The following is a 14,208-nucleotide window of genomic DNA, read 5'->3' on the forward strand; positions in this document are numbered from 1 at the left end:
AGATTAGCAGAACTCTGCTACAAATAATTAAATTCGCTTTTTAAATCCCTTAAAAGATGAAACAAATCGCAGTTATAGGATCAGGTACCATGGGAAATGGAATTGCCCATACTTTTGCCCAGTTTAACTATCAGGTAAATTTAGTTGATATCAACCAGGCTGCCCTGGATAAAGCCTTACAAACCATCAGCAAAAACCTTGATCGTCAGGTTGCCAAAGGCACCTTAACCGAAGACCAGAAAAGCACTACACTAAAAAATATTACATCATACACTTCTATTAAAGAGGGTGTTCAACATGCAGATCTAATTGTTGAAGCCGCTACCGAAAATGTTGAGCTAAAACTGAAAATCTTTAAAGATTTAGATGAACATGCGCCGGCAAATGCCATTTTAGCTTCAAATACATCATCAATTTCCATTACACAGATTGCCGCGGTAACCAACAGGGGTGATAAAGTTATCGGGATGCACTTTATGAATCCTGTACCGGTAATGAAACTGGTAGAAGTAATCCGTGGTTACGCCACCAGCGATGAAACCACCAATACGATTATGTCGCTATCTCAAAGCCTTGAAAAAGTTCCCGTTGAGGTAAATGATTATCCGGGTTTTGTAGCCAACCGCATTTTAATGCCAATGATTAACGAAGCCATTTATACGCTTTACGAAGGTGTAGCCGGTGTTTATGAAATTGATACGGTAATGAAATTAGGCATGGCGCACCCAATGGGACCGCTCCAACTAGCCGATTTTATCGGACTGGATGTTTGCCTGGCCATCCTTAAAGTATTACATGATGGTTTTGGCAATCCGAAATATGCACCGTGCCCTTTACTGGTAAATATGGTTGCCGCAGGTAAAAAAGGAGCTAAAACTAGCGAAGGTTTTTATCAATATACCCCAGGTTCTAAAGATCTCGTAGTTTCAGATAAATTTAAAAAATCCTAATTTTTTTAGCATTTTAATTTTATATTTGCTGTATGAATGAGCATCTGGATCCTGAAGCAAATAACTTAACCCCTACCGATCGCGATATTGAAAGGGTGTTGAGGCCACAGGCTTTTGAAGATTTTACGGGACAGGAAAAAGTGATGGAGAACCTGAAGATTTTTGTTCAGGCGGCGAAATTACGTGGTGAGGCTTTGGATCATGTGCTTTTACATGGTCCTCCGGGATTGGGTAAAACTACACTTTCGCACATCATAGCCAACGAAATGGCTACAGGTATTAAAGTTACCTCTGGTCCTGTGCTCGATAAACCAGGCGATTTAGCAGGTTTGTTAACCGGCTTGGATGAAGGTGATATTCTTTTTATCGACGAGATCCACCGTTTATCTCCCCTGGTAGAAGAATACCTGTACTCAGCCATGGAAGATTTTAAGATCGATATCATGCTGGAAACTGGTCCTAACGCCCGATCCGTACAGATATCACTTAATCCCTTTACATTAGTTGGAGCCACTACGCGTTCTGGTTTACTAACAGCGCCATTAAGGGCTCGTTTTGGAATCAATGCACGTTTGGCCTATTACGATGCTAAACTTTTAACCACGATCGTTTTACGCTCATCAGAAATACTTAGAACACCAATCAGCGATGAAGGTGCTTACGAAATTGCCCGCCGTAGCCGCGGCACCCCACGTATTGCCAATGCACTTTTGCGCAGGACGCGGGATTTTGCGCAGATTAAAGGCAATGGGAACATTGATACAGAAATTGCCCGTTATGCTCTGGATGCACTGAATGTGGATGAACACGGACTTGATGAGATGGATAACCGGATATTGGTAACCATTATCGATAAATTTAAAGGTGGTCCGGTAGGCCTAAAAACCATTGCAACGGCCGTTGGAGAAGATGAAGGCACTATTGAAGAGGTTTATGAACCCTTTTTAATTCAGGAAGGTTATATTATGCGAACTTCCCGGGGCCGCGAGGTTACTGAAGCCGCATATAAACACTTGAAAAAGAATTATCCGGGGCAAACCGGGAAGTTGTTTTAGGATAATGTGACTCCATTATAAGTCGTCATTTCGAGCGGAGTGCAACGAAGTCGAGAAATCTATCTTGAGATAGATCTCTCCGTTTCAGTCGAGATGACGCCACTGTCCATACTCCCGTCATTTCGACTCTTGTGCGGCGATTAAGCTACGAAAAGTCATCATTGCGAGGCACGAAGCAATCCTACTACTATGGGTGGGTAAAAAAAAATGAACTTCGTAGCTAGCGATCGTTGTAAGATTGCTTCGTCGTACCTCTTCGCAATGACGAGCCTTTTTATTGAAAGTTGTCCATGCTACCAATTCGGGAGAGAATTCTACTAATCTGTTCAATAGATTGCTTCACGCAACCCACTTAAACCCACCCTTCAGTTCGCAATGACGATCTGCTAAAAAACAAAATCCCTCTGAACATTTAAGCCCTTTCGGTGTTCACTAATATAGAAATCAAACATTATGAATATTGAATTACGTAAACTAACGCTCGAAGATTACGCAGATCTTAAAGAATCTATGCTTCAGGCTTACGATAGTATGGGCGGCTCCATCTGGCCAAAATCAAGTATTGCAAAACTTCTCAATATCTTTCCCGAAGGGCAGCTATGTATTGCGGTTGATGATAAAGTGGTAGCTTGCTCTTTAGCAATTATTGTTGAATACGATGAATATGGCGATCGCCATACTTACAAACTCATTACCGGCGATTATTCTTTCTCTACCCATGATCCTAATGGCGATACACTTTATGGTATCGAAATTTTTGTGCACCCTGATTACCGTGGTTTGCGCTTAGGGAGAAGATTGTACGAGGCACGTAAAGAACTTTGCGAAGGTTTAAACCTTAAAAGCATCATCGCGGGTGGCAGGATACCCGGATATCACCAATATGCAGATAAACTAAGTCCAAGACAGTATATTGATAAAGTAAAGTCGAAAGAAATTTACGATCCTACGCTTACTTTTCAGATTTCCAATGATTTTCACGTAAGAAAAGTATTAAAGAACTATTTGCCTGGCGATAAAGAATCAAAAGAATACGCTACTCTAATTGAGTGGAACAACATTTATTATCAGGGTATTGATGCTTCGGCCCGTTCGGCCATGACCATCCGTTTAGGTTTGGTACAATGGGAAATGCGTTTATTCCCAAATATGGATGCCTTTTACGAGCAGGTAGAATTCTTTGTAGATGCACTGAGTGGTTATAAATCAGACTTTGTGATGTTTCCGGAGCTATTTAATACCCCACTGCTCCAGCCCTATAACCACTTGCCTGAGATTGAGGCCATGCGCAAGCTCGCCGAGAAAACGGAGGAGATTGTACAAAAAATGCACGAATACTCTTTAAGTTACAATACCAACATCATAACCGGAAGCATGCCGCTGATTGAGGACGGTAAACTTTACAATGCCACATATCTCTGCCACCGTACCGGAAAAATCGACGAATACAGAAAAATCCACATCACTCCAAATGAGCAGAAATATTATGGAATGATCGGTGGAGACAAAGTACAGGTTTTTGATACCGACTGCGGAAAAGTAGGTATTCTGATCTGTTATGACGTAGAATTCCCGGAGTTAAGCCGTATTTATGCCGATCAGGGGATGCAGATTCTTTTTGTACCTTTTTTAACGGATACACAGAATGGTTATACCCGCGTTCGCCATTGCGCACAGGCTAGGGCGATAGAAAACGAATGTTATGTAGCCATTGCAGGCTGTGTAGGAAATTTGCCAAAGGTGAACAATATGGATATCCAGTTTGCCCAATCGGCCGTTTTTACCCCCTCCGATTTCGCTTTTCCAACCAATGCCATTAAAGCAGAAGCTACGCCAAATACCGAAATGGTTTTGGTGGTAGATGTTGATCTTCACTTACTTGATGAACTCCACCACTATGGCACAGTAAAAATCCTGAAAGACAGGAGAAAAGATCTTTACCAGATTAAACTTTTAAAATAATAACATAAAAAATGCCGGTCACATCACTAACCGGCATTTCATTTTAATCTAAAGCTAATATTATTTTCTGAGTACAAACCAGATAATCAAACCAATAATCACCGCTATTGGCAATACCCATTTCAAGGCCTGGCCACCTCCGTTTTCATCTTTTTCGGTAACAGCTGGTTTTGCCGGTCCCGGATCTTCTTTATGACTTTCGTAATCTTTTTCAATCGGTTTAGGAGCTTCTCCTGATTCCGTATGTTGTGGATCTATGTTTTCCATATCTTATCTGTAAAAAGCACTCCGGTTTAAGTTGTTTTCTTAATGTAGAAGCGCGATAATCAATTAATTTAGTTTCTGTATTTAGAACAAGCGATTATTGAAAATGTTTTAAATCATAAGCCTTATCTTTGCAAACCGGTGTATAATAATTCTGCAAAATATAGCCAGTTGATTAAGGATGAAGCCCTGCGTTTGGGTTTCCTGGCCTGTGGTATTTCAAAAGCTGTGTTTCTGGAAGAAGAAGCCCCGAGACTGGAAAAATGGCTGAATAAAAACCACCACGGCGAAATGAAGTACATGGAAAATTACTTCGATAAACGTCTTGATCCACGGCTTTTGGTAGAAGGTGCTAAATCTGTGATTTCCTTATCTTTAAATTATTATACGGAAGAAAAACAATCAGATCCTAATGCACCAAAAATTTCCAAATATGCTTACGGACAGGATTACCACACGGTAATTAAAGACAAACTAAAAGAACTGACCTATTTTATTGAAGAAAATATCGGAGAAATTTCCGGAAGGGCTTTTGTAGATTCGGCGCCGGTTTTAGACCGTGCATGGGCAAAAAAATCGGGAATTGGCTGGATTGGTAAAAACTCAAATCTGATTAGCAAAACCAATGGTTCTTTTTTCTTTTTAGCAGAACTGATCATTGATCTCGAATTGGATTACGACCATCCCTATCAGGCTGATTACTGTGGAAGCTGTACGCGCTGTCTGGATGCCTGTCCTACCGATGCCATTATTGCCCCGCAGGTGGTGGATGGAAGCAAATGCATTTCGTACCTTACCATCGAGCTTAAAAACGAAATTCCGACTGAGTTTAAGGATAAAATGAGTAACTGGATGTTCGGTTGCGATATCTGTCAGGATGTTTGCCCCTGGAACCGCTTTTCTAAAGCACACAACGAAAGTGCCTTTAAACCCGAAAGTGGCTTATTGGATTTAAGTGCCAAAGATTTAACCGAAATTACCGACGATGTTTTTAAAAAGGTTTTTAAAGGATCGGCCGTAAAACGCACCAAATTTGCCGGACTGAAAAGGAATATTGACTTTTTGAAGCCCTGAATGAAGTGTTACCGTCATTTCGACTGAAGCGCAGCGAAATGGAGAAATCTAACACGCTAGATCTCTCCGCTTCATTGCATTCCGGTAAAGATGACGAATTGCCCCGATACTAATTCACCGAAAAACTATTATCACTTTTAACCTTATCAGGTGTGTGCGGATTGCCCATTACCACTTTTGATAATTTCTTATTCGTTTTGATATCAATTTTTACCTCTTTGTTTCCTTTTTCCCAAACACCAATGGTATTGTGGTTATTTTCTGCTGAACCATCTGAGTAATTCAGGGCTAAATCAATAGGTAATGGTTTAATGCTTTTATTTTCGATGGTAACCGTGTAACCGCTTGCTGTTTTATCTACAGCTTTTATCGCCAAATCGGTAACACCACCTTCAAAAAACCAGGCTTTCCAGAACCAGTTTAAATCCTTGCCACTACCTTCGTTAATGCTGTTAAAGAAATCGTAAGGCATTGGGTGTTTACCGTTCCAGTTTTTGATATAAGTATGTAATGCTTTGGTAAACAGTTCATCGCCCAGATAATCCTTAACAAACAGGTAAGCTAAACCTGGTTTAGGATAAGAATTGGTAAATGAGCCCGATCCTTTTAAATCAGGTGTTAAAGTCATAATCGGAGTATCGTCTTTTCCTCCAGAAGAAGAAGCTGTTGGCTGTACACCATATTCATCCACAATACTCGGATCAATCATTGGTGAAATTAACCACTCGCCTATCGTTGCCCAACCTTCGTCCATCCAACCATATTTGGTTTCGTTTATGCCCATGTAAAATGGAAACATGGTATGAAAAATCTCATGATCGGTTAAAGTAATGGCATCAGTTCGGTTATCAACCGGGTTATCGTTCACCATCATCGGGTATTCCATCTGGTCTAAACCATCAAATATTGTTTCGTGATTATAAGGAAAAGGCCATTTTGGAAAAGTATAACTCATTGCTTCTACCGTTTTACGGGCAAAATCGATTACTTCATAATAATCTTTGTGTTTCGGGTTAAAAACAGCATCTACACGGGTTCTTCTTTTCGTTTTAGGATCAACCACCAAACTGCTCGATTTCCATAAATAATGATCGCTCAAGGCAAATACAAAATCTGTTACATTTTTAGCCTCAAACTTAAAGGTATTAAATGCATTGGGTTGCGTCACTTTTTTATCAGCCAGGTCTTTATCGGTAATTACATCAATAACGGCATCATTTTTCTCTGCAGATAACATTCTGGAAACTATATCTTTCTGAAAAACTTCTGAAGGATTTTTCAGGTCACCAGTCGCCCAAACACCATAGCCACCCGGAACCTTAATCGAAGCATTAAACTGATCGAAATCATTATAAAACTCTTCAGCACCGGTATAAGGGAATTTATTCCAGCCATCCACATCATCATAAACGGCAATACGTGGAAAGAAATAAGCTACAAAATGCGAACCTTCATCTACCTGACCAGTACGCATATGAGATCCTTTATTTAAAGTATAACTATAATCAATCGCAAAACTGATTGTTTTTCCAGGCATAACCGCCGGAACGCTAACTGTCATATTGGTCCCGTCAATTTTAAAATCGCTGATTGGTTTTCCATTAGCAGCCATTTTTTCAATCGCCACACCTTCACCCAGGTCAGACTCGGCAAACTTGGTCTTCCTCGGTGTACCTATTTTATAAAGATTAGGATAAAGCTTAAACCAGATTTCTTTTAAAGTATCCGGGCTGTTATTGGTATAAGTAACCTGTACTTTGCCTTTTAACAACCTGCTTACAGGATTAAAATCTACATTTAAATCGTACTTCGAAGTATTCTGCCAGTAGTTCTTACCAGGCTTACCGTTAACATTCCTGGTTTCCTTTTGATAGGTTTTCTGAAATTCGGGCGCTACCGATAGAGTTGTTTGTGCACTTACATAAGTAGCAGTGCACAATAAAAGACTAAATATTTTTATAGATTTCATGTTTTTAAACATAGGGTTAGGCGCATGGCGTTTGGCTTTAAGTTAATTCGCAGCAACTAACAATTAACAATCAGGCAATACAACAATCAGGCAAATATCTACTTCCCAAATTTCATCTTCAACTGCTCTAACATATCGTTATTGATTGGTTGTGCGGGTTTTTCAGGTTTTGGCTGTGGTTTCTTCTGGAAAGGTGTTTTTTGAGCCGGTGCGGCATTTTGAGGTCGCGGTGCTTTGTTTTCGTTTTTCTTAGCGTTAAACTTTGCCCATTCCTCATCCAGTTTCTTTTTGGTGTACAAAGGAAAATCGCCCTGTTTCATCCAGGCATAATAACTCGGTTCTACAGAAAATACCTGATGTGTTGTTTTACCTTTATGTTTACCAAAATTAAAACAAACTTCGTCATCATCATTGTAAACCAATCTGCCTGCAAAATCAACAGGTTTATTGATGTTGGTAAAAACATGCAGCGCGTCTACATCGTTTACAACCGGAATACTTTTTACCCCCTGCTTGCTTTCAAACTCGGTTTCTTTATACATTTCTAACTGACCAAGCAACACTTTATAAGTCGCAATTACATCAGCTTCAGCAGCATGTGCATTTACTAAATCTTCCTGGCAATAAAACTTATAGGCCGCTTTTAAAGTACGTTGTTCCATCTGGTGAAAGATATTCTGGACATCAACAAATTTCCGGTTGTTCATGTCAAAATCGATTTCAGCCCTTAAAAACTCCTCTAAAAGCATTGGGATATCAAATTTATTCGAATTATACCCTGCCAGATCACTTTCACCGATAAATTCTGCAATTTCTGCCGCTAGGGTTTTAAAAGTGGGTTCGTTTGCAATATCCTCATCATAAATACCATGTATTAAAGAGGTTTGCAAAGGAATAGGCATTTCGGGGTTTACACGCCATGTTTTTACAATTTCAGAACCATCTGGCATGGCCTTTAAAATCGCGATTTCTACAATTCTATCAGCTCCAACATTTATTCCGGTAGCTTCGAGATCGAAAAATGCCAACGGACGTTTTAAATTTAATTTCATTTCTTAAGATGTGAGATTAGCGACATTTAGATTTGAATCGGAATGTCAAATTCTTTTTTTCAAAAGTGCTAAAAAGGTTTCATTAGTTCCCTAAAACCACTTTATTAATTTATAAATTTAATTGTCAAATTATTTTAGAATGTTATTTTCTCCACCTAAATTGCGCAGATTTATATACGCTCACATGAATAAAACACTAAGCATACTATTCCTTTTATTACTATCATTAGCCGCTAAGGCTCAAAATTTTAATTACGGCGCCATTACACACGATGACTATGAGTTTGACAGGAAAACGCTCGATAGTAATGCCAATGCCATCGTTTTAAAGGAGTTTGGCACGGCTTCGGTGCAACTGGATGATAATACCCATTCGCTCGTCCTTGTTTTTGAACACCATGTGAAAATCAAATTATATAATAAAGAAGGCTTTAAAGAGGCTAATATTATCATCCCCACTTATAAAGACAATAATCGCGAAGAAACCATCAGCGAATTAAAAGCCTCAACATTTAACTATATCAACAACAACTTTGTAGAAACAGTGATGGATAAAAAAGCTGTTTTTACCGAAGACAGATCAAAATATACCCGTTTAACAAAGTTTACCCTCCCCAATTTGAAAGAAGGATCGGTAATCGAATACAGTTATATTTTAAGGTCACCCAACCTGTTTAATTTTAAAACCTGGGAATTTCAGTCCGACATTCCAAAAGTATCAAGCGAATACCTCGTTTACATTCCGGGTATTTATAATTACAATGTTTCGCTACGTGGGTTTCAGAAGTTAACTGATCAGAAAGTTGAGCTGAGTAAGGAGTGCCTTCGTTTATCCGGTACGCCAATAGATTGCTCAAAAATTAAATACCTCATGAAAAATATTCCTGCATTTATAGAAGAAGATAACATGACGGCCCCAAGCAATTTTAAATCAGCCATTTATTTCGAGCTTTCGGATGTTCAGAATTTAAATGGTGGAAAAACATCTTATACCAAAACATGGAAAGATATCGATTACGAGTTATCGAATTATAAAACCCTTGGCGATCAGATGAAGCGGAAAGATGTATTTAAAGAGCTTATTCCTGCCATTACCAAAGGAAGTGCCGACGACCTGGAAAAAGCCAAAGCCATTTATAACTACATCAAAAAACAGATTCAGTGGAATAACTATTACGGAATATACTCAGAAGACAACATTAAAAGAGCATTCGATAACCGCACGGGTAATGTTGCTGATGTGAACCTGAGTTTAATTGCAGCACTTTCTGCCGCTAACCTCGATGCCGAAGCTGTATTGTTATCAACACGCGAAAATGGAACCGTAAACAAACTTTATCCGGTAATGAGCGATTTTAATTACTTAGTGGCTAAAGTAAATATTGGGGATAAAAGTTACCTGCTGGATGCTACCGAACCACTTTTACCTTTCGCATTATTGCCGCTGCGTTGCATTAACGATCAGGGCAGGGTAATTAACCTGAAAAAGCCATCTTATTGGATTGATTTAAAGGCCAGTCAGAAAACCGTTACCAGTTATATCCTTACGGGAAAATTGACGGCAGACGGAAAAATTTTAGGCACATTGATGACGCATACCTTGGGTTATGCGGCTTATGCAAAGAGAAAAGAAATCGGCAAATACAGCTCACCAGATGAATATGTCGAAAAACTGGATGAACGCTTAACCAGGATCAAAATTCTGGAACATACAATTTCCAATCTGGATAGCGTAGAAAACTCATTGACAGAAAAATACGAGATAGAATTTACGGTTAACGACGGATCAAATAACAAACAGTTCTACCTCAGTCCGTTTTTTATCAATCCGATTTCAAAAAATCCGTTTAATTTAAACGATCGCACCTACCCTGTTGATTTAGGTGCGGCATCCGATGAACGCATTATTATCAATGTAACAATGCCAGACCATTATGAACTTTTGGAGAAACCGAAAGATATGGCAATTGCACTGCCAAATGCCGGCGGGAAATATTTACTGCAAACTAATTTACAGGATGGTACGCTTGCAGTAAACCAGATTTTGCAGTTTAATAATGCAATTTATCAGCCAGATGAATACCTTTACCTTAAAGAATTCTACAGTAAGATTATCCAGAACCAGAAAACAGAATTTTTATTAAAAAAGGTAAACTAAGATGAGGTCTTTATTCGCGTTGTTATTATCACTATTTATTGCTGTAGGCGCTCTTGCACAGGATAATTATGATGTTGACCTGATTCCGTCAAACCTCCGGAACCGTGCAAATGCATGTATCCGTAATGAAGAGACTGTGATTGATATGCGGGCGCCGGATAACGTAATGCTCAGTGTAAAAAAAGCTATTACGGTATTTAATCAGAATGGAGAAGACGAGGCACGTTTAGTTATCTTTTATGATAAGAATATTTCCATAAAAAGCATTAAGGGCGAAGTTTACAATAGCGTAGGTAAACTGACCAATAAATTTTCGCAGAGCGATTTTGCCGATATGAGTGCTGCCGATGGCTTTTCGCTTTTTGTAGATAGTCGCCTCAAACACTACCTTCCGTCGGTAAACCAATATCCTTATACTATCGTTTACAATTATGAGATCAGAAATAAACAAAACCTTATTATCCCCGACTGGACACCAAAACCTGCGGATGATGTTTCGGTAGAAAAAAGCAGTTATACCTTTATTTCTAAACCTAACGATCAGGTCAGGATAAAAACGCAGAACTATAGCGGAACGCCGGATGTAGTAACGGATGAAAAACAGAAAAAAACCATCTGGAAGGTAAACAATATTTTAGCAGTACGAACAGAACCCTATAGTCCGGCACATAACACTTACTCTACCAGTATACAGATTGCCCCCCTGGATTTTTATTATTATAACCACAAAGGAAATTATACCAACTGGGATGAACTGGGTAAATGGGTTTATAACGATTTATTGAAAGACCGCAGGGCATTGCCACCATCTACCGTGCAAATGGTAAAAGACCTGGTGAAAAACGAAAAAACAGATAAAGATAAAGCACGAAAAATCTATCAATACCTGCAGGATAAAACAAGGTATATCAGTGTACAGATTGGAATTGGTGGCTTTCAACCCATTTCTGCCAGCGAGGTAGACCGCCTGGGTTATGGCGATTGTAAGGCCCTTGTAAACTATATGCAAAGTTTGCTGAGCGCAGCAGATATTGAATCGCTTTATTGCGTGGTAGAGGCAGGTTCGGAGAAAAAGAGCATGGACCCGAAATATGCCAGTATGGTACAGGGCAACCACATTATTTTATGTATGCCACTGAAGGGTGATACCACCTGGCTCGAATGTACAAGCCAGAAAATTCCCTTCGGCTTTTTAAGCGACTTTACCGACGATCGTTTAGTGCTCGCCTGTACACCTGAGGGCGGGAAATTGCTGCATACGCCAAAACTCACCACAGCCGAAAATCTGCAGATCCGAAAAGCTAACCTCGCCATCCAAACTGATGGTAGTGTAACGGGAAAAATGAATACGGTTTACGAAGGCGCTCAGTACGAAAATCAGGAAGAACTGATCGGAAAATCCATTACTGAGCAGCACAAACTGCTTAAAGAGACCTATAATATTGACAATATCGACTTTGAAACGGTTGCTTTTGCACAGAAAAAGGATATCGCACCAAAATTAACGGAAGATATAACGGTTAACATACGCAATTATGCCCCGGTTAACAGCAACAAAATGTTCCTGCAGCTTAATGCTTTTAACGTTAAAAAATCGGTGCCGGAAATACGTAACCGAACCTTACCTGTTTACATTAACCGTGGATATACGGATGAAGATACCATTATATACACCCTGCCCGACAATGTAAATGCAGAGTTGTTTATCGCACAAAATAAAACCTTTAAAAGTGTTTTCGGCGAGTATGCCTGTAAAACAAGTCTGGAAGGAAATAAACTTACTTATTACAGAAAATTCATTCTAAACGACGGAACGTTCCCTGCAGAACAATACGCAGAGTTTTCTAAATTCATCAATGATGTAAATGCCGCTGATTATTTAAAGCTGGCGCTTAGTTTGAAGAAATAGTTCATTGGTTCATTTGCAATTGGTGAATTGGTTAGCATGATGCTGAAACAGCTGGCAAAAAAAGCATTCAGCTCCCGCTCGAGGGTAACAAAATGAATCTGCGGAATCAACTAAATCTGCGGGCAACAAAAGTACCTAACTTAAAAAAATAATCCCAAGTCCGATTCCTATAATCATAATCAGGTACATTAAAATTTCTGTTGAGGCAAACTTTTTATACTTGGTCCAGAAAGAGTAATCGTGTTCTTCGTTTGGCATTTTTTGTTATTTGTGGTAAAAATAAGGAAATAGATTAATATTTATTTTGATAAATGGATTAGCATCGTCCTGCAAAATAGATCTTGAAATAAATCCCGGGTGATGAAAACGAGTTCAGTCACAGCAATGTAAAACCGCATGTATTTCTAATGCTACAAGTTTCATCACACAACATTTGCCCCAAACTTTCGTATAAGTAATTCATAGTCAAACAAATTAAACTGAATGAAGAAACACATCCTGGGCATTGCTGCGATTTTTTTAGTGAGTATGAGCATTGTCGGAACAAGTTGGAAAGCCGTGGAGCGTCCAAACACTCAGCAAGAAACAGTTCAAAATATTGCTGCCGATAGTATTTACAATCAATACATTTTAAATATTTATCATCAGGTACATTTGGATTCGGCCGGATTAAGCGAACAGGTTTTCGAAAAAGCATTAACCGGTTATTACAACATGAAATATTCGGGATTGTTACATTCCAAATCCATCTTAACCATTGCTGATTTCGATCAGGAAAGCTGTAAAAAACGTCTTTACATTATCGATCTGGCCAATAAAAAACTGGTAATGAATACCTGGGTAGCTCACGGCCAGAACAGTGGCGGAGATAAACCTTCTGCTTTTTCTAACAACATCAATTCCAACCAGAGCAGTTTAGGTTTTTATTTAACAGGAGAAATTTACTATGGCAAACATGGCCGTTCACTTAAATTAGATGGCATGGACGTAGGGTTTAACAGTAATGCGAGGGAAAGATCGATTGTGGTACATGGTGCAAGCTATGTAAGCCAGCAAAGCATCGATCAATTGGGCCGTTTGGGCCGAAGTCAGGGCTGTCCGGCTGTTCCGGCTAAACTGGCTGATAAAGTAATCAATACCATTTCTGATCATACCGTGCTTTTTATCAATAATTCCGATCAACTGTATAATTCTGCCTTTTTAAACGAAACGCTGGCAGCAAGTGTAGTTTTAAACCAGGAACAGGTTTTAGCAGCGCAGATGGATTAATGTTTTTTAATATTTTTTGCGTTCAGGTTTTTTGGAAGCATACGGATAAACAGGGATTTGCTGCCGGCCAGTAAATCCCAAACCCATCGGTTGCTATCTACACTTTTTTCCCCGCAATCAACCACTTCAGCCCTTTTCAGCAGTTTTTCAACCAGGTTTTGAATCCATTTTACGCGCACAATGCGGTTAAATGATAAACCGAGATAATCACAATATACGTGAACCAGGATTTCTACAATAAGTGAGTTTGTGCTTATATCCAAGGGCTTGTCAAACTCTTTTTCATAATCTGCTTTAATCGTATTTACTATAAGTTCAAAGCGGCTGTTGGCCATGCCATCAAGATATTTCCATAGTGCTGCATTACTGTACACCCGGATAAGCTTAGGTTCGAGCGCCACACTTATTTTATTCCCCAGCAGATCGTAAATTTTCTCCATTAATAAAATCCAATTGTAATACTTAGATGATGATATTACCAAATTGTTAATCAATTTGATATAAAAAATCCGGCACAGAAGATGGACAAAGTTATGGGATAATTGT

General features: G+C 39.2%; 12 protein-coding genes. 7 read left to right on the forward strand and 5 right to left on the reverse strand.

Going from position 1 to position 14,208, the window contains the following annotated elements:
* Nucleotides 1-56: 56 nt before the first annotated feature.
* From DRW42_RS22140 to DRW42_RS22150, 3 genes are all read left to right on the forward strand, one after another.
* Nucleotides 57-950, forward strand: a complete 894-nt coding sequence (locus tag DRW42_RS22140) for a 3-hydroxybutyryl-CoA dehydrogenase (RefSeq protein ID WP_113951056.1) — start codon at nucleotides 57-59, stop codon at nucleotides 948-950.
* A gap of 32 nt (nucleotides 951-982) precedes the next feature.
* Entirely contained in the window at nucleotides 983-2,005 is a 1,023-nt protein-coding gene (gene ruvB / locus DRW42_RS22145; RefSeq protein WP_113951057.1) for a Holliday junction branch migration DNA helicase RuvB, read from the forward strand.
* A gap of 453 nt (nucleotides 2,006-2,458) precedes the next feature.
* Nucleotides 2,459-3,967, forward strand: a complete 1,509-nt coding sequence (locus tag DRW42_RS22150; protein WP_113951058.1) for a bifunctional GNAT family N-acetyltransferase/carbon-nitrogen hydrolase family protein — start codon at nucleotides 2,459-2,461, stop codon at nucleotides 3,965-3,967.
* 60 nt (nucleotides 3,968-4,027) lie between these two features.
* Here DRW42_RS22150 and DRW42_RS22155 read toward each other — a convergent pair whose 3' ends face one another.
* The gene (locus DRW42_RS22155) at nucleotides 4,028-4,234 is read right to left on the reverse strand and encodes a hypothetical protein (protein ID WP_113951059.1); all 207 of its coding nucleotides are present in this window, start codon (nucleotides 4,232-4,234) and stop codon (nucleotides 4,028-4,030) included.
* Between the two features lie 138 nt (nucleotides 4,235-4,372).
* Here DRW42_RS22155 and queG point away from each other — a divergent pair, with 138 nt between their 5' ends.
* The gene (gene queG, locus DRW42_RS22160; protein ID WP_113951060.1) at nucleotides 4,373-5,305 is read left to right on the forward strand and encodes a tRNA epoxyqueuosine(34) reductase QueG; all 933 of its coding nucleotides are present in this window, start codon (nucleotides 4,373-4,375) and stop codon (nucleotides 5,303-5,305) included.
* 109 nt (nucleotides 5,306-5,414) lie between these two features.
* Here the strand turns inward: queG and DRW42_RS22165 are convergent, their stop codons facing one another.
* Nucleotides 5,415-7,274 carry a M1 family metallopeptidase gene (locus DRW42_RS22165; RefSeq protein ID WP_113951131.1) on the reverse strand — a complete coding sequence of 620 codons (1,860 nt, stop codon included), beginning with the start codon at nucleotides 7,272-7,274 and terminating at the stop codon, nucleotides 5,415-5,417.
* A gap of 98 nt (nucleotides 7,275-7,372) precedes the next feature.
* Nucleotides 7,373-8,326 (reverse strand): 3'-5' exonuclease, encoded by a 954-nt coding sequence (locus tag DRW42_RS22170; protein ID WP_113951061.1) that lies wholly within the window; start codon nucleotides 8,324-8,326, stop codon nucleotides 7,373-7,375.
* Nucleotides 8,327-8,510: 184 nt separating this feature from the next.
* Between DRW42_RS22170 and DRW42_RS22175 the strand changes: the two genes are divergently transcribed.
* Entirely contained in the window at nucleotides 8,511-10,484 is a 1,974-nt protein-coding gene (locus DRW42_RS22175; protein WP_113951062.1) for a transglutaminase family protein, read from the forward strand.
* A gap of 1 nt (nucleotide 10,485) precedes the next feature.
* A complete protein-coding gene (locus DRW42_RS22180; RefSeq protein ID WP_113951063.1) occupies nucleotides 10,486-12,393 on the forward strand; it encodes a DUF3857 domain-containing transglutaminase family protein in 1,908 nt (635 codons plus the stop codon).
* 135 nt (nucleotides 12,394-12,528) lie between these two features.
* Here the strand turns inward: DRW42_RS22180 and DRW42_RS29405 are convergent, their stop codons facing one another.
* Entirely contained in the window at nucleotides 12,529-12,651 is a 123-nt protein-coding gene (locus tag DRW42_RS29405) for a hypothetical protein (RefSeq protein WP_279634201.1), read from the reverse strand.
* 225 nt (nucleotides 12,652-12,876) lie between these two features.
* Here DRW42_RS29405 and DRW42_RS22185 point away from each other — a divergent pair, with 225 nt between their 5' ends.
* On the forward strand, nucleotides 12,877-13,662 hold the full coding sequence (locus DRW42_RS22185; RefSeq protein WP_113951064.1) for a murein L,D-transpeptidase catalytic domain family protein: 786 nt from the start codon (nucleotides 12,877-12,879) through the stop codon (nucleotides 13,660-13,662).
* On the opposite strand, the gene DRW42_RS22190 is transcribed toward DRW42_RS22185, so the two are convergent.
* On the reverse strand, nucleotides 13,659-14,102 hold the full coding sequence (locus tag DRW42_RS22190) for a hypothetical protein (protein WP_113951065.1): 444 nt from the start codon (nucleotides 14,100-14,102) through the stop codon (nucleotides 13,659-13,661). The genes DRW42_RS22185 and DRW42_RS22190 overlap by 4 nt on opposite strands.
* Between the last annotated feature and the right edge of the window lie 106 nt (nucleotides 14,103-14,208).

It is taken from the genome of Pedobacter miscanthi, from assembly GCF_003315595.1.
In the GTDB taxonomy this organism is placed as follows: Bacteria; Bacteroidota; Bacteroidia; order Sphingobacteriales; family Sphingobacteriaceae; genus Pedobacter; species Pedobacter miscanthi.

Excerpts from the sequence above, each read along its gene's own strand:
- DRW42_RS22140 (WP_113951056.1), top strand. The coding sequence starts at position 57 with ATGAAACAAATCGCAGTTATAGGATCAGGTACCATGGGAAATGGAATT.
- ruvB (WP_113951057.1), top strand. The coding sequence starts at position 983 with ATGAATGAGCATCTGGATCCTGAAGCAAATAACTTAACCCCTACCGAT.
- DRW42_RS22150 (WP_113951058.1), top strand. The coding sequence starts at position 2,459 with ATGAATATTGAATTACGTAAACTAACGCTCGAAGATTACGCAGATCTT.
- DRW42_RS22155 (WP_113951059.1), bottom strand. The coding sequence starts at position 4,234 with ATGGAAAACATAGATCCACAACATACGGAATCAGGAGAAGCTCCTAAA.
- DRW42_RS22165 (WP_113951131.1), bottom strand. The coding sequence starts at position 7,274 with ATGAAATCTATAAAAATATTTAGTCTTTTATTGTGCACTGCTACTTAT.
- DRW42_RS22170 (WP_113951061.1), bottom strand. The coding sequence starts at position 8,326 with ATGAAATTAAATTTAAAACGTCCGTTGGCATTTTTCGATCTCGAAGCT.
- DRW42_RS22175 (WP_113951062.1), top strand. The coding sequence starts at position 8,511 with ATGAATAAAACACTAAGCATACTATTCCTTTTATTACTATCATTAGCC.
- DRW42_RS22180 (WP_113951063.1), top strand. The coding sequence starts at position 10,486 with ATGAGGTCTTTATTCGCGTTGTTATTATCACTATTTATTGCTGTAGGC.
- DRW42_RS29405 (WP_279634201.1), bottom strand. The coding sequence starts at position 12,651 with ATGCCAAACGAAGAACACGATTACTCTTTCTGGACCAAGTATAAAAAG.
- DRW42_RS22185 (WP_113951064.1), top strand. The coding sequence starts at position 12,877 with ATGAAGAAACACATCCTGGGCATTGCTGCGATTTTTTTAGTGAGTATG.
- DRW42_RS22190 (WP_113951065.1), bottom strand. The coding sequence starts at position 14,102 with ATGGAGAAAATTTACGATCTGCTGGGGAATAAAATAAGTGTGGCGCTC.